Genomic DNA, 24,416 nt, shown 5'->3' with positions numbered 1-24,416 from the left:
AACCAAACTGCTTAGTCCTTTCTTTATTTCTTTTCAAAATCAATAGAGTTATAATTACCTAAAGTTAGAAAATACCGTAATGTGAGGGGCTTTGATATGTGGGTGCAACGTTTTATCGAGACGTCGCGAGGGACTTTTGAAATCTTTGAAAAAGGAGAAGGAGAGCCGATAGCGGTTACTCATCTATACAGCGAATACGATGAACGAGGAAATGCGTTTGCGAATCCGTTTACGGGGCACTATCATGTCTACTTGATCAATTTGCGGGGAGCAGGGAATTCGATAGGTGCGCAATCAGATGAGCAATATAGCATGAAAGAAACTGTACTGGATTTGGAAGCAATACGGGAAGCGTTACATTTACCGAAATGGGGATTCGCAGGTCATTCGACGGGAGGTATGTTAGCTCTTGTGTATGCTGTGATGAGGGAAGAATCTTTAACGAAGATCATCGCTGGCGGCGCTGCGGCAAGCATCGAATATAGTGCGGATCCAGGCAGTATTTATTGTAAGGAAAACCCCAACTTTGAACGCATTGTTGAAATCATGAATCGAATGGATACACCAGATGTGTCTTTGGAGGAAAGACGAACTTTAGGCCGTGAATGGAATTTGATGTCTTTTCATTCAGAGGAGAAAATGGAGGCGGCTTTTCAGAAGCCGAATAGCGGCAAGACGGTCGGGAATCGATTGACGTACTTCAGAAAAGTGGACTGTAAGACATATGATGTCAGGAATGATTTGAGGCAAATTGACTTGCCGGCTTATATATATGCAGGAAAATATGATGCCCAATGCCCGTATAAATTCGGTATTGAAATAGCGGAATGCCTTCCGAACGCTAAATTCACTTCTTTCCAACATAGCAACCATTATCCGTTTTTTGAGGAAGAGGAAGAATTTGCTGAGTTTGTTAGAGGTACATTGATTCCGGGGTGAAAATGATGTTTGTAAAAGGATTAAATCATTTATTATTTTCAGTTTCCGATTTGGAACGGTCGATAAAATTTTACCAAGATGTTTTTGAGGCTAAGTTGTTGGTTAAAGGGACAACCACTGCTTATTTCGATTTGAACAGTATTTGGTTAGCTCTTAATTTGGAAAAAGACATTCCCCGTAATGAAATTAGTCAATCATACACTCACGTTGCTTTTTCAGTAGAAGAGTCAGATTTAGAAAATATATATAACCAGCTAGAAAGACTAGGTGTAAATATTTTAAGTGGTCGTCCAAGAGATAAAAGGGATAAGAAGTCGATTTATTTTACTGATCCTGATGGACATAAGTTTGAATTTCATACTGGTACTTTACAAGACAGATTAAACTACTATAAAAAAGATAAACCGCATATGGAATTTTACAAATGAACATTATATTGCTTAATTGCCCTGTAGGGTGGGAGGCGAATTAAGATAGATAATAAAATATTTGCATACCATATCGTCACGAATAAGAAAATGGAACTTGGACAGATCATCAACTTTGATGACAATCAACAAAACACATTGTATCGCTTCTTTTTCGAGCAAGAACAATTGAATTCTAAAGGAGAAGACTCTCAACGGATTCTACAGGACCACTATACAATCGATGGCTTGAATTTGAATAAGGAAGAAGCCGAAGTAGTTAGCAGGTATATGGGGCAAACGATCAGAGCTATTAGAGAAGTGATAACAGAAATGGTGAGATTAGAAGAGTATCCTGATTATCCTTCAAGATTATCTTGCTTATACGCGGCAAAGTCATATGAGGATGCATTGAAGTGGAAGGAATTGTTTGACTCCTATAATAGAAAAGTTTTACAGATTGTGAAATTACGAGTGAACGGAAGTTGTTTCGCTGGCGATGCTGCCCTTCTTCCAAAAGAAGATGGCGTACCTTTTGCTATAAAAATTGACCAAGCGAAAGAGTATTGGAAGGGGAACTCGAAAAGCGAGCTGCCTGAGCTATTGATTAATGGGGAAATTGAGGTAGTAGAAATCATTGATGATTTTTCATAAGTTAAACGGGGATCTAGAAATGATTAGATTGGACGTGAAAAGTTAATGAAGAAATTGTGCTGCTCATTTTTGTTATTAACATTTCTTTTCGTCTTAACCGCCTGCAATGCAAGTGAAGAAGAAAAAAATCCAGAGGAAGGGGCCCACACATCAAGTAATGATTACGTAAAACCGTCTGTGAAAGGTGCAGAAAATGTAGATGTGCTCAACACCCACGGAAGCATTGATGGATTGGAAAGAATGCAGAACTTCTATGCTAATTTGCAGAAGGGTATTTCATCTGATTTACGAATTGTCCATTACACAATTGAAGGAGATCCAATCGTTACAGACTTGAAGTATAAAGAAGACACTATAAATGTGACTTATGATTCAACACGTGACAACTTCGGCAGTGGTGAAATAACGACTGTTACTTGCAGCGATTTGATAGAGGAGGTCAATCCCACGAATACTAGCTATATCGCCACAGGATGCTCAGATGGCTTTTTCGGTATGGTAGAGATTATGGCTGTAGAATACAATTTGGGGAGACAAGATCTTTTCGAGTTGGAATTGAAATTCGGAAAGAAACTGGAAAATGAAGTGAATACGAAAACTAAAGAAGTTACAAAAGTCATTAACTCTAAAGAAAAAAGGACAACTAGTGACTTTCAACTATCCGCACAAGTGAAACAAGAAATCTTTAAACGGCTAGTCATGGCAAATTATTTAGGTGAACTCGATTTAAAGAATACATGTAAGTCAGTAGAGTCCAATAACTATTATCTAAAAGTATATATTAATGGAGGTGATCGTGAATATCATTGGTCCAACTGTGATCAAGGTTCGGACGGTACAAAATTTACCGAGATAGCTGAATATATTATTATGCAATCTGAAATGGAGCAAACTGAAAATCCCGAAACTGTCATTCAAGGGTATATACTTCAAGTGAATAATGACACGTTGTTAATCGGAGAAGATTTGAATATCTTGCAGTACGAATGGCTCAAAGATGAAATAAAACATACTAGCCTTGACGCGTACTATTTTAACTTTATCAGCTTGGAAGGTGTTAACACCGATGATTTCAAGATTGGCGATAAGATTGAAGCGATTATTAAAGGAAGCATAACAGGTTCAAATCCGGGAAGAGCTAATGTGGAGGAAATGAAGAAGCTACAGCTAATAGAAACACCCTAAATTAATAAAAAAACTTATATAACACCATTTGCTTGTAATGCATGCGCTCGACTACTGCGAACGCCGTTACAAAGCACGGCGTTTGCGAGCACAAGCGCAGCGTTGCGAGCAATGTTTTTTGCGACCCTAAAGGAGCAGAATGAGGATGCCTTAATTTCTGCAAAAAGCGCAGAAATACGGCAAATCGAACTCTTCGTGGTTCGATTGGCTCAAGCCATGCCCGCGGAAAGCGAGCGCCGGAACGGAAAGCAACAGCCCGTTGAGAGCATAGCCCCTTAAGTTACACAAACAGCAATATCTAGCTCTCTTTTGTATAATGGACAACAGAGGTGATGATAGTGTTTGTCAGTGAAAAAGAAGTGGAAATTAGATATGCGGAGACGGACCAGATGGGGGTCGTCTATCATGCCAATTACTTAGTCTGGATGGAAATTGGCCGAACGAGCCTTATTCAAGACTTAGGCTTTACATACGCGGGTCTCGAGGCGGAAGGATATCTGTCCCCTGTTATCGACTTATCAATTCAATACAAGGCAGCCATGAGATATGGACAGACCGCAACCGTCCGGACTTGGGTCGAGTCCCATGGGAAACTTCGCACAGTGTATGGCTACGAAATTCTACATGAAGATGGAACGGTCGCAGCAACCGCCACTTCTGAACATATCTTAGTCAAAAGTGAAAACTTCCGTCCGGTTTCGTTACGGAAAATCGATCCGGAATGGGACGCCAAGTATACCGAAATCTGCAGGGTGGCCGACTGATGGCGTTCGGTATTAATCGGACAGAATTGAAAGCGTGGAAAGAAGCGGTCCGTGCCGGGGAAATTGCATTTCTCACCCATTACTGGCTCGATGATCGTTTCCCAGGCTGTAAAACGGTAACGAAGGCGGGTTGTGCGGATCTTGATAAATTAATCGAATGGGGTAAAAGATACGGGTTGAAACCAGAATGGATCGACCATCGTGAGGATTATCCTCATTTCGACCTTTTCGGTAAAACTGAGTTGCGAGCATTGCTGGACGCCGGTCTAATGGAACAAGTGAATCGATTTAACTTACTAAGTAAGCATGAGGGATAGCCCTTCATGCTTATTTAATTTGCCTAAGGTATTATGATGAATCCGCATACAATTGAAAGAAGAGGATTGTCTTCACGGAAGGATGAAGCAATGGGGGCAATTGTGTTTATCGGATCTTCAATGTCTGGATCAAGCATGGACGCACTGGCGGCTGCTCGCCGGTTAGGCTACACTGCCATTTTGGTGACAGATCGTAAAGCATTTCTGCGAAGGCGGCTTGTAGATGTTCAACTCATTTATCTGGAGCTAATGGAAGAAGGAATTATACGTAAGCAACTTATTCAACTACTTCAATCAGGTCAAAACATTAAAGCAATCATCAGTTTTGTCGATCCATATGTCTCGATGGCAGCGAGACTTTGCAATGAGTTCTATGGATCTGTCATTTCTTCCGAAGCATTGCGATTAATGGAGGATAAAGTGGCAACTCGTATTGCATTAAAAAACCTTAGTGCATCTTGCGATTTTGAGATAATTCCTTTAGGGGAATCAAAACTATCAACTACTAAATATCCTGTTATTATGAAAAATCCGGTTTCCAACGGGTCCAAAGATGTTTATTTAATTCAAGACGAAGAGCAATTTGAGATTGCTGTAAAGCGGCTGACAAAACGTGTGGCCGGAGAGTATGTTCTCATAGAGGATTTCATAGATGGACCGCAATATATTATTGAAGTCGTTGTCGTCGATGCAATACCGATCATTGTGGCAGTCATTCAGCAGGAAATCAGCCAGGATTACACATTCATTGTCACTGCGTATGATGTTGTCACGGAAATGGATGAGACGCACTATCGGGACTTATGGGAAACTGTCACCGGCATACTACGAGAAATAGGCTTTCAGCATGGTGCGTGCCATTTTGAAATGCGATTATCTAAAAGCGGTTGGAAGCTGATTGAGCTTAATCCCAGGATTTCAGGCGGCGCTATGAACCGTATGATCGAAGAGGCTTTCGGTATCAATCTAGTGATGGAGACGATAAAGATCTATCTCGGCGAAGAGCCGGATTTGATTAGAAAGAAAAAGAAGTCCATCCATACTTCCTATATAACGCTCAATGGCACTGGTATTTTACTGGACATTGATGGAGTCGAACAGGCTGCTCTGTATCCGGGAATTGTTGATGTCCAAGTGAAGTCGTCAATCGGTGCCATAATGTTGCCGCCACTATCTATGGGTCATCGGAACGGATATGTGATGGCGATCGGAGAGGCAATGGAAGAAGCAAAGGAACGGGCAGAAAATGCTGCCAGATTGATAAAATTCTACATCGAACCGTTCTAACTTGATGGAATGTAACAAAAAGGGAGGGGAAAGAGTTGAGGAAGTGCTTTCTTTGTGAAGAAATGAAGGAATTATGGCAGGAGCAGCAATTACTCGCGGAGTTTGGAAAGGGATTCCGTTTCATTCATCTGACGGCCAAGGACACCATCCCCTTCATGCTGCAATCTACAAACCATTCCGACCCTTTCACCGCGATACTGGATGGAATTGCAACTCCATATTTCAGAGTGGAGAGAATTAACGAAGACAGCTGCATTGCTCTTTTATCTTTGCTTCAACCGGTCGATTTAAAAGGTCAGCCGGCATTAACCGATCACGAACTATATACGTTGAAAAAGACATCCCAGTCCATCCTCGTAAATCTTTGCAGCTTTTGTGCAATCACCCCGCTTTCCCACGAACTTGTCGACCGACCATTGCCATTCATCGTTTCAAAAGCATAGAGATGGAAAACTAAATCCCCTGCCTGTAAACTCTTGTCCTTATCATTTCAGATGCGTATGAATGTACTAGAGAGAACCGTCAAATAGAGTAAAGGAGAATGTTCATGACGATTATAGGCATGTTGCATCATCGGAAAGATCCGGACACTGTCATGAAAGCTTATGCATTTGCGGCTGTAGCAGAAGCGGAAGGGGCAAAGTTTTTCTATTTCTCGCCTGGAGAAGTGAATTTTTTGAATCGTACCATCAAGGGACAAGTGTATGAAAAAGGGGAATGGAAGACGAAAGTCATGCCCTTTCCACATGTCATTTATAATGCAGGAAGTCCGGAAAAATTATTGAAGTCGAATGAGACAATCGAAAAGTTAAAAAAAGAGATTCCTTTTACGACATATTCAATCGGCAATAAATGGAGCGTAAACCGTCGATTGAAAGAAGCAAAAGATTTTGCGAGCTATCTGATACCTACGGAAGTCGTGAAGAATACGGACCATTTCTTCAAATTCCTTTCAGCTTTTGAGAAAGTGGTTTTCAAACCGATTGACGGCCGAAAAGGAAAAGGGATTTTTTTTATTGTGCAAGAAAAAGGACGTTTCGTTTTAAAAGGGGAAGGAACGAACAGGATCTATGAAAAACCCCAATTAAATGGCTTCCTTAAACAGAAATTAGCCAAGGAGACATTCATCGTCCAACCTTATATCCAGTCAGTTACGAAGACGGGGCAAGTTTTCGATTTTAGGTTGCATGTTCAAAAAGACGGAGATGGCGAGTGGGTAATTACGACAATCTATCCACGGATTGCACCGCAGGGTTCCATCATTGCGAATATCAATAGTGGCGGCTACACGAATTATTTAGATCCTTTTTTGGAGCATGAATTCAAGGAAGATGCATTCAATATCCGAAAGAAACTGGAGTTCTTTTCATTATCGCTCGCCAAGCATTTGGATGAGCTTCAAATGGAGAAATTCGGCGAAGTAATTGATGAAATTGGAGTAGACGTCGGAATGGATGATCAATTGAAATTATGGATCTATGAAGTGAACTGGCGTCCAGGCTGTCCTCCGGCATTTTATTTGGAATTGGATGTTGTTAAAAATACGATCAAGTACGCGATGTATGTAGCAAAAAATCAAAAGTCCATCCAATCGAGAATAAAGGAAGTAAAACGCAAAAGGTCTGCTAATAAGCAAGCAACGCCGATTATCGCGATTACAGGAAGTGCCGGAAAAACGACGACGAAAGCTTTTCTTTCCTCGATCCTCTCAAAGAAATGGAATGTCTTCGAATCAAAGGACTACTGGAATACCACGGAACATACGAAAAAGCATGCAGCTGAAATCAATTCATCCCATCAGGCGGTTGTCCTTGAATATGGCATGGCCTATCCGGGTGTAATTACTGAGCATTGCCAGATTATCCAACCGAATATGTCGATTGTAACGAATGTCGGGTTGGCACATGTAGGGAACTTCAACGGTGATCCAAGAGGCGTTGCGAAAGCCAAGTCGGAATTGATTCATGGGATGAATCAATATGGCGTGCTCTGTCTCAATCGGGATAATGACAATTCGAGATTTTTGGAGACGCAAAGCTTCAAAGGGAAGACGATTACGATTGGCATACAGAAACCGGCAGACTATCGCGCCTATGACGTACAGTATACGGATCAAGGAATGAGCTTTAGATTGAAGCTCCAAAATGAAGAAGTCGAATTGTTCATCCCGATTTTCGGGGAGCATCATGTGTACAATGCATTGTCGGCCATTGCAATTGCAGACCAGTTAGGATTTTCACCGATGGAAATCAAGGCGGGCCTCCTATTCAAAAAGCCTCCACGACGATTGACGATCTATAATTGCAAAGATAATATCACACTGATTGACGACACCGTCCACTCCCATCCGGAAGGAGTGCGTGCGGCGATTGATGTCCTTGTGAATCTCGCAAAGCACCGGAAAATTGCCATCATAGGACAAATGAGGGAACTTGGCGATTTGCGTGATAAGGAATACCGAAAAGTGGGGGACTATATTCAACAGCAGGGGATTGATCTACTAATCACCTATGGATTCCGGACGGAGGAAATCGGCGCTCAGGCAAAAAGAAAGGGAATGGCTGCAGATAAAATCCACCATTTCACGGATCGGGATAAATTGCATGCGTTATTGCAGAAACTGATCCGCAAGGACGACACCATCCTTATTAAAGGAGCCAGCAAAACAAATATGTTTGAAACGGTCAAATATATCGACCAGAATTACAGCTGAACAAACGAGAGGACTCCTTTTTGCGGGAGCCCTCTCGTTTATTGCTTCAAGTGAAATTGAATTTTTTCCGCTGCCTTTTTCGCAAATGATTTTGCCATTTCCAACGTCGTGCCTATGGCGATGACATATGCGTACCGATGACCCATCGATAGTGGCGGCGTGAGTTGCGTCCCTTTTCGTGGCTTCACGTACACTTCGACGACCCCTGGCGATTTTCCAGCCCTCTTTTTGCCTGTCACTCTTTCCAAAATCCCTTTTTTCTCGATGATGACATATTGGGTAAAGACGAAATTCCGCTGTCTCTGAACTAATGAAGGTCTTTCACCTAAGTATAATTTTAGTGTTTCTTCGACCAAGTCAAAACCGAATGCCGCTTTCAGCATATTGTTCATTGCCCCGCCTGAAATCCTTGGATTGATCTCAATCAGCCGCCATCCGTTTTTCGTCAGACGCATTTCAAGATGCAACGCTCCATTTCGGATGTCGAATTTCGCCATGATCGCGTTCAACACTTCCAGGATGCTGTCATTCAATTGCTTTGGAACAATTGCAAGCACGCCGTAACCAGTGATGATGAATCGTTTGCCATATGTGATTTCTTGTCGGATGACACCGGCGATTTGGATTTCCCTGTCGTAGATTACCGCCTCCACTAAGTATTGGTCCCCTTCGATGAATTCCTCGATAATAATTGACTCATTCGGATCTTTCTCAGTGAATTTCCGTATATGTTGCTTCAACTGTTCCAAATTAGTTGCTTGCAAAACATCTTTCGACCCTGTGGAGGAAGATGATTTCACAATAAGGGGAAAACCAGGTAAAGGCTCTATTATTGACGGTTCGAGTTTCGTTTTCGGGTGAATTGTTATGAACCTCGGAGAAAACGGAAACTCACTTAATGAAGCCCTTGTCCTTGCTTTGTTCTCCATAATATCAACAGCGTTAGGGGAGGTGCCGTTTGGACAGAACTCTTCACACAGCTTTAAGGCACGGGCGACATTCGAGTCGACAAAACTGACAATCGTCATCACAACGTTTCCCTTGGATAGCAAAGAACGGATTTCTAACCGCATTGAGGCTAAATTAGTCGTGTCTACAAATATCATTTCGTGGACATCTGCGTACTCCTTCCGTTGCTTGATCTGTTTTTCGTTATTTGTAAATAACACGGTGAAGTAACCGATCCGTTCTGCAGCTCTGATCGCTTCCCTGCTGGAACCCGATTTATTTGTTCCGATAAAGATGATTGTTTTCAACAAGTCCAACTCCTTCATTTAGACAACTCTATATAGGTTATGAAGGAGCTGTTTATCGACATGGTTATACATCACATAGGTCAGTAACTATCGCCGATTTGGTGTACTCAGGTTTTTCGTACAGGCTCTTTACAGCGACAAGGCATACGATAGGAAAGGGGAAGGGAGTGAATCATATGAAACCTCTAACGACAGGATATATCCGGATCATCATATCCGGCAAATTAGTTCTAGGAAAAGATGACCTGCCTATACGGCATGGGGCTTATCGTCTCAAACAAGTGAGGCATCCCCATACGATCTTATTTTTAAAACGCAATATTGTCAGATGGGAGAAGTTAAAGCCATATTTTCCACTTGCAATTGTGACTGAGCGGGAGATGGATCTGAAAGGACAACAGATCGAGGATTTGACGATTATTAAAGTTGACAATCTGCAAGAAGCTTATTGGAAGTTCATAGACAACTACCGGTCTTCCATTACTATTCCAGTAATCGCCGTAACAGGTACATCCGGAAAAACTACGACAAAAGAGATGATCCGTCACCTATTATCTTTTAGTAAGAAAGTGGCGCATACGAATCGTACAAATAATTCGAGGACTGCGCATTTGACATATCTCCTCAGTATAGACGATTCGACAGAAGCTGCAGTGTTCGAAACGGCTGTCGGTGCGCCTGGCGATATTACAAATGCAGCTGCCTATTTGAAGCCGACAATTGGCATCATCACAAACATTGGCGAACATCATCTCAATTACTGCAAGACAGTGGAAGGCTATATTGCTGCAAAAGGGGAAATGTGCAACGCTCTTCAATCAGATGGAGTTCTCATTTTAAACGCAGATGACCAGAACACAAAGAAACTTGATTTGGAAAGCTTCAAGGGAACGATTATAACGGTCGGCCTCCAATCGAAAAGCGATTTTAAAGCAAGTGATGTCTGTTATTCATCCGAAGGCATGTATATGACTGTGGAACATCGGCAAATGAAGTGCAGAATGCTTGTTCCGGGTCTCGGCGAACATCAAGTTTACAATGCGCTCGCGGCAATTGCAGCGGTTCATCATATCGGTATGGGACTTGCTGACATAGCAGTTCACTTCAGGTCTTTCCCCACGCTCAATAAGCAGTTGCAAGTAGTGGAAGGGATAAATGGCGCTACAATCATCGACGACACATGGAGCATTACAACAACTTCACTTCTAGCAGCATTGAAAGTGTTGCAGGCAATAGAACCCGCTAAAAAGAAGATTGTTGTCGTCGGAACAATAACTGATCTAGGATCTTGGGGATATACAATTCATCAACGAGCTGGTGAACTACTATATCAAAGTAAAATAAATGTACTGCTCACAATTGGAGAACATGCAAAAATAATGGCGGATACAGTTTCCCAAAAAAACACCAATATAGAAGTCCACTCGTTCAACAATCATATCCTTGCGTACGAGTACTTGGATAGTATTACAACAGAAGACTCAATCGTGCTTATCAAAGGTGACATGTTGAGCGAATCGATCAAAAAGCTTGCTACTCTCTTGCGAAGAAAGTCTGACAAACAGATAGGCACTTGATGAAGTTGGCATAATGAAATAATACATTTGAAATTATTAACTACCCAAGTTGGGACAAACACCAAGCCGCCTCCTTCCATACATCAATATAGTAGAAGTAGTTCAAATAGAAAGGGGGGATATCATTATGGGTGTGGAATGTCCATGTGGTGTATTAGTTAATGCAGTGTCAAGAAGAAACAATGTCCGCTTCACTGGACAGATGGGAACTGTTAGAGGTGACTTGATGTACATGGCGAACGTATGTATAACGACTTTGGCTACGTCATCCTTGTCTCTGCAATTTACAGATACAGAGACGATGGGTGGAGTGAACAGCTTTACATTTACCGCAAACTCAATCACTTCTGTTGTGTGCAATAGGGAAGGTCAAAATTGTGAAGTGACCGTTACCGGCACTGGACTCATCAACGGAGTTCAATTTCCATTTGAGGCTGTCTTCAGAGACCAGGTTGCCTCAGCAAATGTTGATAATGTACAAAGCTTTGTCATAACCGGATTCTTCGATCAGACTGGAGCGGCGCCGGTCGCACAAGGTTCGATTGTTGCACTAGGTTGTCAGGAAGATTAATGATGTGAGAACTCCCGATTTCTTGTCGGGGGTTCTTCCTCTACTATACTGTAACTGAAGGAGGGTAATCTGTGAGGGGCATTCGGGGTCGTTATGGCCAACATAGGATTTTGGAGACGGATACCGGTTTATCAATGCATCTATTGGATACAAAACTGTTTTCAGAGTCGACGTTCTACAAGTTTCTTAAGATATATAAGTTCCTAATCATCAAACCGCTAGTGGGGCCGCAAGAAGTCCGCATTACGGTAAACGATGAAGTAATCGAATTGGCGACAAGCATTGAGGTCTTTCGATTTTCAAGCAACGAAGAAGCATATGATTTTTTGATAAAGCAAATTTGCACAGGAAAGTATTATATCGTTCAAGCTTTCCCTACAAACCCATCAATCCTCCATTATTACCGTTTCACCCTTCACAGAAAATCCCCGAAAGCCACTTGGAAAATCGTCCAAAGCGCATCTCTAGATGAAAACAACGTTTCTCGTTCTGTACAACATCATGTATGGAAGCTTAACAGTTCGGTAATATCAGCAGCTAAAAAATTGGGTACCGCTTTTCCAGATTGCCATACAATCGTAGTAGAGGTCGTTAAAGTCGGATCCGGAAATTTCTGGATTACTGACACAATTTTGCATGAACGCAATAGTAAATGGAGCCAATATCATTCACTTCATCAAAAGAGGTCTTTACGTCCATTCCTGCCAGCTACGGATTTGTGTACAAAAAAGACATTGCTTGCATTTTTGAATACCTATCCAGAGGTGATCATCAAGCCGTGCGTAGGACAACAGGGAAGAGGAATTGTAAAAATATCAATAACTGGTGATTTGACTTTTGAAGTGCATGAAAAGCAAAACAGAAAAGTCCTAGATGATTTTGAGCAGCTTTTCAGTTATGTATGGAACCACTATCTTTCAAAAAAAGACTATATTGTTCAGCAAAGAATATTTCTAATAGAGATTGATGAGAAACCTTGCGATGTGCGGGTGATCACCCAGATCGATGAAGGCAGCTGGATTATGACAGGGCAGGTTGTTAAAGTTGCTGCAAAGGATTATTTCGTTTCAAACAGGGCTAGTAAATTACTCACATTTGAAAACGCACTATCAGCTCAAGCTAATGAAATATCATTTGAGCGCTGTGCAAAATGGATTGAAAAGGTTTGCAAAAAATCTTCAAAAAGATTATTTAAAAATAATGGAAAACTTTCAATCATCGGATTTGACATTGGAGTTGATAAAGATGGGATGGTATGGGTGATTGAAGGAAATTATGCACCCTCTCTCTCCATGTTTTACATGTTCGACAACAATGAAATCCACAAACAGATTTCTTACTATATCAAGAAACATAAAAAGGGTGACTGATCGAAGTAGGTTGGAAGGGAGGAAATGCAATGAAGCCGATAGCTGTCAACGACATCAAAAAAATAATCGGAGGAAAAATCATCACCGGACCGGTAAATTGGAATGTGGAAAATGCTATCTACTACACACGACATGACCACACGAGGCGTAATTCCCTTCTTTTTGCGAGCAGGGGAGAAGCGATTAATTGGATGGAGATCGATAGGAAAGGCCCTTCCCTTGTCATTACCGATAAGTCCTCAATTAACGTAGAAGATGTATTGCCGAATACGACGGTCATGCAAGTGACGAGCCTCGTCCAGTCCTATTGGAAGTTCATAGATTATTATCGGAATCAGTTTCAACTACCAGTTGTGACGATAACAGGAACTTGCGGCAAGACAACAACGAAAGATATGATCAAACATATGCTCTCAGAAAAATGGAATGTTCATGCGTCGGTCAGCAGCAAGAATGAACCGAGACGTTCATTTCCTTATTTGATGGGGATCGATGAGCACACGGATGCTGCAGTTTTCGAACATGGCCTCGGCAATTCAGGCAATATTAAGCACCAGTGCATGATTTATCAGCCGACAATCGGGATCATCACAAATATTGGGGTTCACCATTTGGACGGGTGTGTAAATCTGGAAGGCTACATTAAAGCGAAAGAAGAGATCATCGGCGGCATCAAGGATGGCGGCACGCTGATCATAAATGCAGATGATCAGAATAGTAAAAAGCTGAAAATTCACCGGTTCAAAGGTAAAATCATTTATTTTGGAACGGAAGGAAAGTCGGATTTCAGAGCTTCGCGGATCACTTACGCAGAGGGCGGCATGGATTTCATTTTGCATGTGGATCGCATGGAGTATAACGCCTATGTTCCCGGTTATGGGGAACATCAAGTGAGCAATGCGCTTGCTGCGCTTGCTGCTGTTCACGAAATGGGAATGGAGTTGAATGCTGCAATCTCCCGTTTGAAAACGTATAAGAATATGGGCAGGCATTTGGAATTCTCGAATGGGAAAAATGGCTGCACAATCATCGATGATACTTGGACGAACAATCCAACATCAGTTGAAGCGGCACTGAAGGTGCTTGACTCAATTGGAAGAGGGAAAAAGGTCATCCTCATATTAGGGGATATAAACCGTCTTGGGAATTTCGAAAAGAAATACCACCGTGAAATCGGCAGCATGGTCGCGGTGCGGAACATCCACGCATTAATTACAATTGGTAAAAAGGCGGAAGAAATTGCGAGGCAAGCAATGCGGGATGGAAGCACCGCTACTATAAGGATATTCAAAGATGTAAGCGATATCGGAAATCGGTTGGATCATTTATTTGACGATCAATCGATTGTGCTGATTAAAGGACCGATGTCCAGTCGTGGCATGATTGAATTTGCCAGGTCGTTGAAGAAATGAATAAAAAAGAAGCACTGATGTCTACATCAGTGCTCCTTTTCTAGTTTTAGTTTGAAAGTACACGGGCCGCTTTCACAAAGTTCTGCGTTGCCCATGTAGAAGACAAGTTTTGAGTTTCAACTTTTCCAGTAGTGGAGAGGCTAATGAATTGGTTCCCACCAATATAAATGCCAGTTTGGTTGATGCGTGTTCTTTTATTATCCAAAGAGAAGAAGAGAAGATCCCCTTTTTGAAGATTGGATTTCAAGACAGCAGCACCGACTTGTGATTGTTGGCTAGCCAATTTGCTTTTCAAATCGATTCCTTGCTGTTTATATACATAATAAGTGAAACCTGCACCTGTGAATGTCAATGTACTTTCATTATATCCATATCCGAATTTCGCTTTGTTTGTTAGGCTTTTTGCGAAATTGACTAGCTTGTCCGCAGAAGTCGTTGTTGTAGTTGACGGCTTGGACACTGGTGGTATAGATGGTGTAGGCTTCGAAACGGAAGGCGTTGAAGCCGTATTGTCCGTGAAGACTCTCTTCGCCGTAATATATCGATCATTATAGTAATCTACGAGTTGAACTCTTGTAATGACTGCGCCAGTAGTAGGGATGATCAGACGATGATCACCTGCATAAATGGCAACTAGAACTGGAGTAGTTGAGCCTTTCGAGCTCCCGAAGAAGACTAGATCGCCTTTCTTTAAGTTGGAACGGGAAACGGTCGTACCTTTGCTTTGAAGGGCTTTTATGCTAGATGCATTCAACGTGACTCCGTTGTTTTTATAAACATAGTTGACGAAACCGGTGCTTGTGAACTTTTTAGTGCCTTCATTGTTTACAGAACCGATTGTCGCTTCATCTTTTAAGTCATAAGCAAGATCGACGATGTTATCGCCTTTCGTTGCCGGATTGGATGACATCAAGCTTGGGAGTACACGGCGTGCGCCGATATAGCTCTCTGTATAGTATGGTTTGCTACTGAGGTCGGAAATGACGATATTCTGTTTTGGATCTGCCATATGAATGACCTTGTTATCACCGATATACATGGCTACATGATCCGGTATCTTCGATGCCTTACTACTGAAGAAGAGGAGATCTCCTTTTTTCCATTGACCTTTTGCAACCGGAGTGCCTTGCTGCATCATATAGTCTTCATTGTATGTCGCCAGGTCCACGCCATTTTTCTCGAAAATGTACATGAGGAAAGTAGCGCATGAAAACTTATACGGATATGTAGGCTTATAGACTGCCGTACTGTATGTAGATTTTCCGATCAAGCTTTTTGCCGTCTGGATCAATTGTTCAGCTTTAGCTGCCACAGCCTGTTGCGATGTTTGAGATGTTATCGTGGCGGCAGAGACTGTTTGAGATTGATCGTATGAGGGTATAGCCAAAGAGCTAACGCTGACACACGTAATTAATGCTGCTGAAAGAAGTTTGCGTTTCATGTTTTGCCTCCTGAGATTAGTTATTTCGTACCTGAGAATGATCGTAGCACGGAATAACAGGATAGATTTGAGGCAATTTTTACCTTTCGAAAATGAGGTTTGCGAGATTGCATGCCAGCAGTTGACTGAACGGACTTCTTTACAAATAGATTACAACGAAAAATTGGTAAATCGAGGAATAAAAAAGCGTGAGGCTAAGCCATCACGCTTTTTCATACGTATAAACGAGTTCATTTAATTTCGGATTAACATCTACATGTAGGTCATGTTCATCGAAAAACCAGTAATCCCTATGTTCAATATAAAAATGCACTCCGTCCCTTTCCATCTCGACCGCCAATTCGTCAGGCTGTTCTTTCATGATGCCGAGCGAGAATCCATCGTGCAACGGACTGGACCCGCCATAACGAGCGAAAAATTTTATATAATCGCCTGTATGAGCTTCCATTTCCTCTTCAAACCATCTACGTGCATCATCCGATAAAACGATTTTCATTTCAGTATCCCGCCTTTCGGTTGCTGCTTCCATTGTATTACAACCACTTCACTTTAGGCTCGGTACCCGCCTTGATCCTCGCGATGTTCGCTCGGTGCCTGTAGAAGATGAATACACCCATCAAACCGACGATAATCATTAAATAGAAATCGCCAGTCCATAAATAGAAGGCGATACAGTAAATGAAACCGACAACCGCCACGATCATGGACGAAAGAGATACCATTTTAGTTATCTTTAGTGTAATAAGGAAGGTAAGAAGGACGATGATGAATATCGGCCAGTTATATCCGAGCAAAACACCGCCCGAAGTGGCAACGGCCTTTCCGCCTTTGAATTTCGCAAAGACAGGGAACATATGGCCGATTACCGCGACAACCCCGAGTAGAAGTGGATGAATACCTGCTGTCGTGAAATAAGGAAGTAAGGGAAGCAAAACAGCAGCCGTCCCTTTCAAAATATCTAGAATTGTGACGAGTAGGCCTGCAGTTTTTCCAAGAACCCTGAATGTATTTGTGGCACCGAGGTTTCCGCTGCCGTGCTGCCTGACATCCGTATTGTAGAACAACTTGCCGATCCATAATGCAGATGGAATGGAGCCGAATACATAAGCGATTAGTATAAGAATTAAAATTTCCATGACGCTCCCCTTTACCATTATTGAATAGTTATGTGTTTCAAGTTTAGCAGAACAGATGAATGCCGACAATGGAATGAATGAAGTTCCGGAGATAAGCGTATTGTCTAGATTTTCCTCATCTCATTGCAATCATCCGGTTTATTCTATACAATTAATTGAGCAAGCTTCTTGAAACGTTGATTTGACAAGCTTTACAGGAAGCGATACGATAGTATACAAAGAGAAAGAGAACATTCGTTTGATGGGGGTTGCAATTTGACGAAGAAAGAAGAAATGTACACATATGATGATGATTCGATACAAGTGCTGGAAGGTCTTGATGCAGTAAGGAAACGCCCAGGGATGTATATCGGGTCCACTGATTCCAGGGGACTTCATCATCTAGTCTATGAGATCGTCGATAACGCAGTAGATGAAGCGTTAGCCGGACACGGTTCGGAAATTGACGTTACGATCCACAAAGATGGCAGCATAGGTGTACGCGACTACGGACGCGGTATGCCGACGGGGATGCATAAGACAGGAAAGCCGACGACGGAAGTAATTTTGACCGTCCTTCACGCTGGCGGAAAGTTTGGGCAGGGTGGCTATAAGACGAGTGGGGGTCTACATGGCGTAGGCGCATCTGTCGTCAATGCCCTTTCCGAGTGGCTGGAAGTGACGATTTTTCGCGATGGAAAAAAATTCAGGCAACGGTTCGAAAATGGCGGAAAGCCTGTCACTACATTAGAAGAAATCGGTTCGACACGTGAGAAAGGGACATTGATCCATTTCAAACCCGATCCGACGATTTTCTCAACGATTAAATATCAATATGAATTATTGTCGGAACGTCTACGAGAATCCGCATTCCTCCTGAAAGGCTTAAAAATCGACCTTAAGGAAGAAGGAACTGAAAAGCATGATGTTTTCCATTACGAAACCGGAATCGAAGCATTCATCTCCTATTTGAATGAAGAGAAGGACGTTCTTCACGATGTCGCATACCTTGAAGGGGTATCTGAAGAAATTGAAGTAGAATTTGCATTTCAATTCACTGATGGCTATTCCGAAACAATCCTTTCCTTCGTCAATAATGTGAGGACGAAGGACGGCGGGACACATGAAACAGGTGCGAAAACCGCAATGACCCGTGTATTCAATGAGTATGCGAGGAAAACCGGCATTTTGAAGGAAAAAGACAAGAATCTCGATGGCTCCGATATTCGGGAAGGGATTTCCGCAATTATATCAGTCAGGATTCCTGAAGAGATCCTCCAATTCGAAGGTCAGACAAAGGGGAAACTGGGGACGAGTGAAGCTAGAGCTGCAACTGATGCAATTATCTCACAGCAACTCCTTTACTTTTTGGAGGAGAATGCGGAGCTCAGCGGTAACCTGATCCGAAAAGCAATCCGTGCCCAACAGGCAAGGGAGGCTGCCCGGAAGGCCAGGGAAGATGCTCGTTCCGGTAAAAAACGCCGCCGTTCGGATACTCTGCTTACAGGAAAGCTGACACCGGCACAGTCAAGGAATGCTGCAAAAAATGAGCTGTACCTAGTCGAAGGGGATTCTGCCGGAGGCTCAGCCAAGCAAGGCAGGGACAGGACGTTTCAGGCAATTTTGCCCCTTCGCGGTAAAGTGATCAATACCGAAAAGGCCAAATTGGAAGATATAATGAAGAACGAAGAGATCAATACGATTATCCATGCAATCGGCGGAGGAGTCGGCGCTGATTTTCAAGTCGATGATATCGCTTACGACAAAGTAATCATCATGACAGACGCAGATACTGATGGGGCGCATATCCAAGTGCTTCTCCTGACGTTCTTCTATCGATATATGAAGCCATTGATCGAGGCAGGAAAAGTGTTTATTGCACTACCGCCACTTTACAAAGTCTCAAAAGGGGCTGGCAAGAAGGAGCAAGTAGAGTACGCATGGACGGAAGCCAATCTTGACGATGCGATAAAAAAAATCGGTCGAGGCTATATGTTACAGCGCTACAAAGGACTCGGTGAGATGAATGCCGATCAATTATGGGATACGACGATGAATCCGGAAACCCGTACACTCATCCGCGTGACCATCGAGGATGGTGCGCAATCGGAAAGACGTGTCACCACACTTATGGGGGACAAGGTCGAGCCGCGAAGAAAATGGATCGAGTCAAATGTCGATTTCGGTACCGAAGACCATAATATTTTAGAAAATGAATTTTTGCATGTTGAGGGGGACTTTGAATGACTTCAACTGAGCGATTTCAAGACTTGCCGTTGGAAGAAGTGATCGGCGACCGTTTTGGACGTTATAGTAAATACATCATTCAGGACAGGGCACTTCCGGACGCAAGGGATGGATTGAAACCTGTTCAAAGAAGGATTCTTTACGCCATGTTCCATGAAGGCAACACTCATGATAAAGCATTTAGGAAATCCGCAAAGACAGTCGGAAACGTCATCGGGAACTATCATCCCCATGGCGATACTTCCGTGTATGATGCGATGGTCAGAATGAGCCAGGAATGGAAACTTCGCCATCTAATGATTGAAATGCATGGGAACAATGGATCGGTTGACGGGGACCCGGCAGCTGCAATGCGGTATACAGAAGCGCGGCTTTCTGCAATTGCATCGGAAATGCTCCGTGACATCGGGAAGGACACGGTTGAATTCATTCCGAACTTTGATGATACCGAACCCGAGCCGACCGTATTGCCTTCCCGATTCCCGAATTTACTCGTCAATGGGTCAACAGGGATCTCTGCGGGATATGCGACGGATATTCCTCCGCATGCTTTACATGAAGTCATCGATGCAGTCCTGATGAGAATGGACGAGCCGGACGTGTCAGTCGAACAATTGATGACAGTCTTGAAAGGGCCTGATTTTCCTACGGGTGCAATCATTCAAGGGACGGAAGGAATCAAGACGGCCTACGAAACGGGGAGAGGCCGCTTCATCATCCGCGCTAAATCCGAAATCGAACCGTTGAAAGCCGGTAAATCACAAATTGTCATCACCGAAATTCCTTACGATGTAAACAAGGCGAATTTGGTGAAGAAGATGGATGAACTCCGGTTAGATAGAAAGCTCGATGGAATTGCTGATGTGCGCGACGAATCTGACCGTACAGGACTTCGGATTGTCGTGGAGTTGAAGAAAGATATGGATGGCAATGCCATTTTGCAATATTTATTAAAAAATACCGATCTTCAAGTGACGTATAATTTCAATATGGTAGCCATTTCAAATAGAAGACCGACTCTCATGTCGCTTCCGATGTTATTGGATGCTTACATCGACCATCAAAAGGACGTCGTTACGAGAAGATCGAAGTATGACATCCAGAAAGCGAAAGATCGGCTTCATATCGTGGAAGGTCTTATGAAAGCTTTATCAATTCTCGACGAAGTGATTAAGGCGATTCGTGCATCGAAAGACAAACGCGACGCAAAAAATAATATCATTGCGAAATTCGGTTTTACGGAAATTCAAGCCGAAGCAATCGTTTCCCTCCAACTATACAGATTGACGAATACCGATATTACTGAGCTGAGAAAAGAGGATGCTGACTTACGGAAGCTGATCGAACAGCTGGACGCTATTCTCAAGAGCGACAAAAAGCTTTCCGCGGTCATTAAGAAGGAATTATTGGAGATCCGCAAGCAGTTTTCCGAACAAAGAAGATCAGTCATCGAGGAGAAAATCGAAAACATCAAAGTCGATCTCGATATCCTTGTACCAAGCGAAGAAGTCGTCGTATCGGTTACAAAAGACGGCTACGTGAAGCGGACGAGCATCCGTTCGTATAGTGCGTCAAACGGCACCGGACAAGAGATGAAGGAATCTGATTACAGTCTCATGGAGACAGTCATGAATACCCAGCATCATCTCCTGTTGTTCACATCGCTTGGCAACTACTTGTATCAACCAGTGCATGAGTTGCCTGACATCCGTTGGCGTGATCTAGGTCAACATATATCAAGCATCGTCTCATTGGAACCGAATGAGGAGATCATATCAGCAATTGGTATCGAAAGCTTCGATGACCAAACATCCGTTCTGACCGCTGCAGATAACGGGAATGTCAAAATTTCCAAGCTCTCCGATTTCCAAGTACAACGATATTCCCGGACGTTCAAGGCAATGAACTTGAAAAAAGGCGACCGTATGGTTGATGTGCAGCTCGTGTCGGGGGAAGAAGATATAATCCTATTCAGCGAACAGGCGTACGCACTTCGATTCTCGCTCACTGAATTGTCGGTTACAGGCGTACGAACAGCCGGAGTACGAGGTATCAATCTAAGGACAGAAGATAAACTTGTATCAATACTAGTTGTCCGCGATGAAGCAGAATCAGTATTGATTGCCACACAAAGAGGATCCGTCAAGAGAATGGCTTTGAAGGAATTGGAGAGTGCGGCTAGGGCGCAACGTGGTGTTGTTGTGTTGAAAGAATTGAAAACAAACCCGCACCGGATCGTTGGTACGCAATTAGTCAAACCAAGCGAAATTGTTATCCTTTCGACTAGCAAAGATAATAAAATCACTCTCGAGACGGGATCATTGAGGCTTGTCGATCGCTATTCGAATGGGAGCTCACTGGTGGACGAAAACAAAAATGGAAGAATAACTGCAATCTATAAAGAACTGAAAGCTGAAACGAAAGCATGATGAAGAGCGTCCGCTGGCAAGGATGAATTCCTGCCAGTGGACGTTTTTTTGCATTGCATCTGAAGTATAAAATATTCGTGACAATAGGAAGATTTTGACGTATAATAATTCGAAAGTCGAAATATATAATAAATTAATTACTAATGGGGATTGGTGAACGTGAATGTGGAAAAACCGTAATGTTTGGATCATTTTATCTGGTGAAATGATTGCCGGGCTCGGTTTATGGACTGGAATTATTGGAAACCTTGAATTTTTACAAGAAAAGATCCCATCGGACTTCGTAAAGGCGATGATCTTATCAATCGGTTTATTGGCTGGTATTATAGCAGGTCCTACAGCTGGGCGGATCATTGATCAGTCGAGAAAGAAGACCGTATTAATTGTAGCGGGGCTAGGAAGGCTGATCAGCGTCATATTCATGTTGCTGGCCATTGCAACAGGATCTGTCTGGTGGATGGTCGCATTCATCATTTCCATTCAATTATCGGCAACTTTCTATTTTCCAGCGTTGCAGTCGGCAATCCCTCTTGTCGTAAAAGACGAGGATTTGCTGACGATGAACGGAATGCATATGAACGTCGCTACGATATCGCGTGTCCTCGGTACTGCACTCGCAGGTGTCATGCTCGTTTACTGGTCGTTGTCATCATTATATTGGGTTTCAATGATTGCGTACGCGGCACTGTTGGGCTTCACAATGATGCTCAAGATTGATGAAGGGAAGGGGAGTGAGCGCTCCCTGAGGATAGATGGGGACAAAGGCGGTTTCATGGAAGTGTTTCCTGTCTTAAAAGAGTTTCCAGCAGTCGGCATGACATTAATTATGACGATGATCCCCTTATTATTTATCGGGTCATTCAACCTGATTGTCATTAATATTAGTGAAATCCAGGATTCCGCATCGATTAAAGGATTGATCTATACGTTTGAAGGGATTGCCTTCATGATCGGATCATTTGCAGTAAAGCTCATTACAAGAAAATGGAAGACTACGGTCATTTTATTCTTCTTCGCGACAATGGTGGCTGTTGCTGAATTCATGCTATTTTTTGCACATAATATAATTGTCACATTGGCTTCATTTGCAGTATTAGGCTTCGCGTTAGGATGTTTTTTTCCGACAGCAATGGTTATTTTTCAGAAACAGATGCCGAAAGCGTACCATGGACGATTTTTCTCATTCCGCAATATGTTGGAGCGGGTCATGTTCCAAGTAGTATTGTTGAGCGCTGGCGCATTTTTGGATATTGTCGGACTACAGATGATGGTGATTATTTTCGGGATGGTCAGTCTAAGTTTGACGTTGTTGTTTTTTATTCAAATGAAACGAAGGAATATCGTATTAGAAGAGAAACTAACAGATCCTGCAGCGGAAGTCATTTTATGATCCGTTGCAGGTTTTTCATCTCAAAAATTCGGTTTCGTCTCACTGTTTCAAGTATACTTTAATGTGATATTTAGTGTCCGCTAATATATATTATGACGGGGGCGTTCTTTGAGAATTAAATTGTTTACTTCTCTATTCTATATCTATAGTTCCTGCTCTTACTTTCTTCTATATTTATGAATTGCACGCTATGTTCAATTAGATCATTGATGAATATATTGTGATCCTTTGCCTTCTTCTTTATTTCTTCTAATAACTCTTTGTCGTATGTTGTTTTATATTGTACTCGATCTTTCGGTCTTAAGTCTTTATTGAACGCAATTACATCTAGCTTTAATACATGCAGCAAACCACTTTCTAATAAATAGTTCGTATGGGTATCATTTTCCTCTGCTAGTTTGTTTAAATCATTTAGTATCTCTTTGCTAATGTTTGTTCTAAATTTTACTCGATCTGTATCCGAAGTTTGTTGCAACTTACCATTTACTAATTTCCACATATTATTCACTCCAATTGCAAAATTGTTTGTTCCGATATAATGGCATGTTGAATCATTCTTAACCTTTTATTTTCGTTAAACAGTTCACCAGCTTCCTCGTAAAGAATATTAGCGAGTTTAGGAAGGTCATGTTTTCCTTTTACCCAAATACGATAGATGGTCTTCTTGGATTGAGTTAGTTCAATTGTTATTTCCGAACGTAAATTCCAATCTTGTAATACTGACAAAAGCCCATTCGCAAACAATTCGCTTGCTGTAGTCACATTCATTACATATCCGCGATTCTGCACCCAACCATCTCCATCAATAACGCCTCTGACAAACGCGGGTAAAAATTCTTCTGGTACATTCGGAAAGGCCACTGAATATGATTTGTTCGGTGTGACACCAAACCGCTCAAGATCCTGCTTAATAATTTTTGAGTTAATAATCAACATTGGAGTTGTTCTCGTACCGGTACCTTGTGCAATTGTCGGATTCGCATCCATAAGCTTGGCTACTTTTCTCAATAAATCTTCATCTTTTTGGGCTAAATACACAGAATGGACTTTCTTATTCACATGGCCATCCGTAATGAATAATCCCAATACCCAAGCCATCTCATGAGACCATGTTTTGAAGAAGTCTTCATTTACTTTATGGATTCTTCGACGGCCAATCGGATTCAATGCAACCCCATTCTTTGTCAATACATTACGGATTGCACGATCCGACAATCCAATTATGTTACAAAGTTTGTCATAAGACAATCCGCTCTTATACAATTCAATGATCTTTTCGTCTGTCATTCCCGGATTTCGAGGCATTTCATTCAATCCCCCTCTTAATCCATTATACAAACTA

At 42.3% G+C, this 24,416-nt stretch carries 22 protein-coding genes; 16 read left to right on the top strand and 6 right to left on the bottom strand.

Features of this window, described 5'->3' with window-relative positions; genetic code table 11:
* Positions 1-96 precede the first annotated feature (96 nt).
* From M3191_RS04010 to M3191_RS03970, 9 genes are all read left to right on the top strand, one after another.
* Complete coding sequence (locus M3191_RS04010; RefSeq protein ID WP_251698278.1) at positions 97-939, top strand: alpha/beta fold hydrolase; 843 nt, start codon at positions 97-99, stop codon at positions 937-939.
* A gap of 5 nt (positions 940-944) precedes the next feature.
* On the top strand, positions 945-1,367 hold the full coding sequence (fosM, locus tag M3191_RS04005) for a FosM family fosfomycin resistance protein (protein WP_251698276.1): 423 nt from the start codon (positions 945-947) through the stop codon (positions 1,365-1,367).
* Between the two features lie 90 nt (positions 1,368-1,457).
* The gene (locus tag M3191_RS04000; RefSeq protein WP_251698274.1) at positions 1,458-2,000 is read left to right on the top strand and encodes a DUF2441 domain-containing protein; all 543 of its coding nucleotides are present in this window, start codon (positions 1,458-1,460) and stop codon (positions 1,998-2,000) included.
* A gap of 45 nt (positions 2,001-2,045) precedes the next feature.
* Complete coding sequence (locus M3191_RS03995; protein WP_251698272.1) at positions 2,046-3,185, top strand: DUF4362 domain-containing protein; 1,140 nt, start codon at positions 2,046-2,048, stop codon at positions 3,183-3,185.
* 338 nt (positions 3,186-3,523) lie between these two features.
* Positions 3,524-3,949 (top strand): acyl-CoA thioesterase, encoded by a 426-nt coding sequence (locus M3191_RS03990; RefSeq protein WP_251698270.1) that lies wholly within the window; start codon positions 3,524-3,526, stop codon positions 3,947-3,949.
* Complete coding sequence (locus tag M3191_RS03985) at positions 3,949-4,266, top strand: hypothetical protein (RefSeq protein ID WP_251698268.1); 318 nt, start codon at positions 3,949-3,951, stop codon at positions 4,264-4,266. Before M3191_RS03990 ends, M3191_RS03985 begins: the two co-directional genes overlap by 1 nt.
* Before the next feature lie 36 nt (positions 4,267-4,302).
* A complete protein-coding gene (locus M3191_RS03980; RefSeq protein WP_251698266.1) occupies positions 4,303-5,553 on the top strand; it encodes an ATP-grasp domain-containing protein in 1,251 nt (416 codons plus the stop codon).
* 35 nt (positions 5,554-5,588) lie between these two features.
* Positions 5,589-5,996, top strand: coding sequence for a CotY/CotZ family spore coat protein (locus tag M3191_RS03975; protein WP_251698264.1), 408 nt, complete (start codon positions 5,589-5,591; stop codon positions 5,994-5,996).
* Between the two features lie 104 nt (positions 5,997-6,100).
* Entirely contained in the window at positions 6,101-8,266 is a 2,166-nt protein-coding gene (locus M3191_RS03970; protein ID WP_251698262.1) for a YheC/YheD family protein, read from the top strand.
* A gap of 38 nt (positions 8,267-8,304) precedes the next feature.
* On the opposite strand, the gene M3191_RS03965 is transcribed toward M3191_RS03970, so the two are convergent.
* Positions 8,305-9,522, bottom strand: coding sequence for an ATP-grasp domain-containing protein (locus M3191_RS03965; protein ID WP_251698260.1), 1,218 nt, complete (start codon positions 9,520-9,522; stop codon positions 8,305-8,307).
* Positions 9,523-9,698: 176 nt separating this feature from the next.
* Between M3191_RS03965 and M3191_RS03960 the strand changes: the two genes are divergently transcribed.
* The 4 genes from M3191_RS03960 to M3191_RS03945 all read left to right on the top strand — a co-directional run bounded on the left by M3191_RS03960 (position 9,699) and on the right by M3191_RS03945 (position 14,452).
* Complete coding sequence (locus M3191_RS03960; protein ID WP_251698258.1) at positions 9,699-11,099, top strand: Mur ligase family protein; 1,401 nt, start codon at positions 9,699-9,701, stop codon at positions 11,097-11,099.
* Between the two features lie 127 nt (positions 11,100-11,226).
* Positions 11,227-11,670, top strand: coding sequence for a hypothetical protein (locus M3191_RS03955; protein WP_251698256.1), 444 nt, complete (start codon positions 11,227-11,229; stop codon positions 11,668-11,670).
* A 269-nt stretch (positions 11,671-11,939) separates the two neighbouring features.
* Positions 11,940-13,040, top strand: a complete 1,101-nt coding sequence (locus M3191_RS03950) for a YheC/YheD family protein (protein WP_251698254.1) — start codon at positions 11,940-11,942, stop codon at positions 13,038-13,040.
* Between the two features lie 29 nt (positions 13,041-13,069).
* Positions 13,070-14,452, top strand: coding sequence for a UDP-N-acetylmuramoyl-tripeptide--D-alanyl-D-alanine ligase (locus tag M3191_RS03945; protein WP_251698252.1), 1,383 nt, complete (start codon positions 13,070-13,072; stop codon positions 14,450-14,452).
* 46 nt (positions 14,453-14,498) lie between these two features.
* Here M3191_RS03945 and M3191_RS03940 read toward each other — a convergent pair whose 3' ends face one another.
* From M3191_RS03940 to plsY, 3 genes are all read right to left on the bottom strand, one after another.
* Positions 14,499-15,893, bottom strand: coding sequence for a C40 family peptidase (locus tag M3191_RS03940; RefSeq protein ID WP_251698250.1), 1,395 nt, complete (start codon positions 15,891-15,893; stop codon positions 14,499-14,501).
* A 202-nt stretch (positions 15,894-16,095) separates the two neighbouring features.
* Positions 16,096-16,389: a HesB/YadR/YfhF family protein gene (locus M3191_RS03935; RefSeq protein ID WP_251698248.1), complete on the bottom strand. Its 294-nt coding sequence runs from the start codon at positions 16,387-16,389 to the stop codon at positions 16,096-16,098.
* Between the two features lie 37 nt (positions 16,390-16,426).
* Positions 16,427-17,029, bottom strand: coding sequence for a glycerol-3-phosphate 1-O-acyltransferase PlsY (gene plsY / locus M3191_RS03930; protein WP_251698246.1), 603 nt, complete (start codon positions 17,027-17,029; stop codon positions 16,427-16,429).
* Between the two features lie 273 nt (positions 17,030-17,302).
* Here plsY and parE point away from each other — a divergent pair, with 273 nt between their 5' ends.
* From parE to M3191_RS03915, 3 genes are all read left to right on the top strand, one after another.
* Positions 17,303-19,255, top strand: coding sequence for a DNA topoisomerase IV subunit B (gene parE, locus M3191_RS03925; RefSeq protein ID WP_251699280.1), 1,953 nt, complete (start codon positions 17,303-17,305; stop codon positions 19,253-19,255).
* Complete coding sequence (gene parC / locus M3191_RS03920) at positions 19,252-21,684, top strand: DNA topoisomerase IV subunit A (protein WP_251698244.1); 2,433 nt, start codon at positions 19,252-19,254, stop codon at positions 21,682-21,684. The genes parE and parC overlap by 4 nt, the downstream gene beginning before the upstream one ends.
* 163 nt (positions 21,685-21,847) lie before the next feature.
* A complete protein-coding gene (locus M3191_RS03915; RefSeq protein ID WP_251698242.1) occupies positions 21,848-23,074 on the top strand; it encodes an MFS transporter in 1,227 nt (408 codons plus the stop codon).
* Between the two features lie 124 nt (positions 23,075-23,198).
* Here M3191_RS03915 and M3191_RS03910 read toward each other — a convergent pair whose 3' ends face one another.
* Together M3191_RS03910 and M3191_RS03905 are read right to left on the bottom strand one after the other, a co-directional pair.
* Positions 23,199-23,573, bottom strand: a complete 375-nt coding sequence (locus M3191_RS03910; RefSeq protein ID WP_251624302.1) for an rRNA methyltransferase — start codon at positions 23,571-23,573, stop codon at positions 23,199-23,201.
* Between the two features lie 5 nt (positions 23,574-23,578).
* Positions 23,579-24,379, bottom strand: a complete 801-nt coding sequence (locus tag M3191_RS03905; RefSeq protein WP_251698240.1) for an LAGLIDADG family homing endonuclease — start codon at positions 24,377-24,379, stop codon at positions 23,579-23,581.
* Positions 24,380-24,416 lie beyond the last annotated feature (37 nt).

The organism is Sporosarcina luteola (genome assembly GCF_023715535.1).
Classification (GTDB): domain Bacteria; phylum Bacillota; class Bacilli; order Bacillales_A; family Planococcaceae; genus Sporosarcina; species Sporosarcina luteola_B.
The sequence above is the reverse complement of the archived record's forward strand: the minus strand, read 5'-3'. Positions and strand labels throughout refer to the sequence as shown.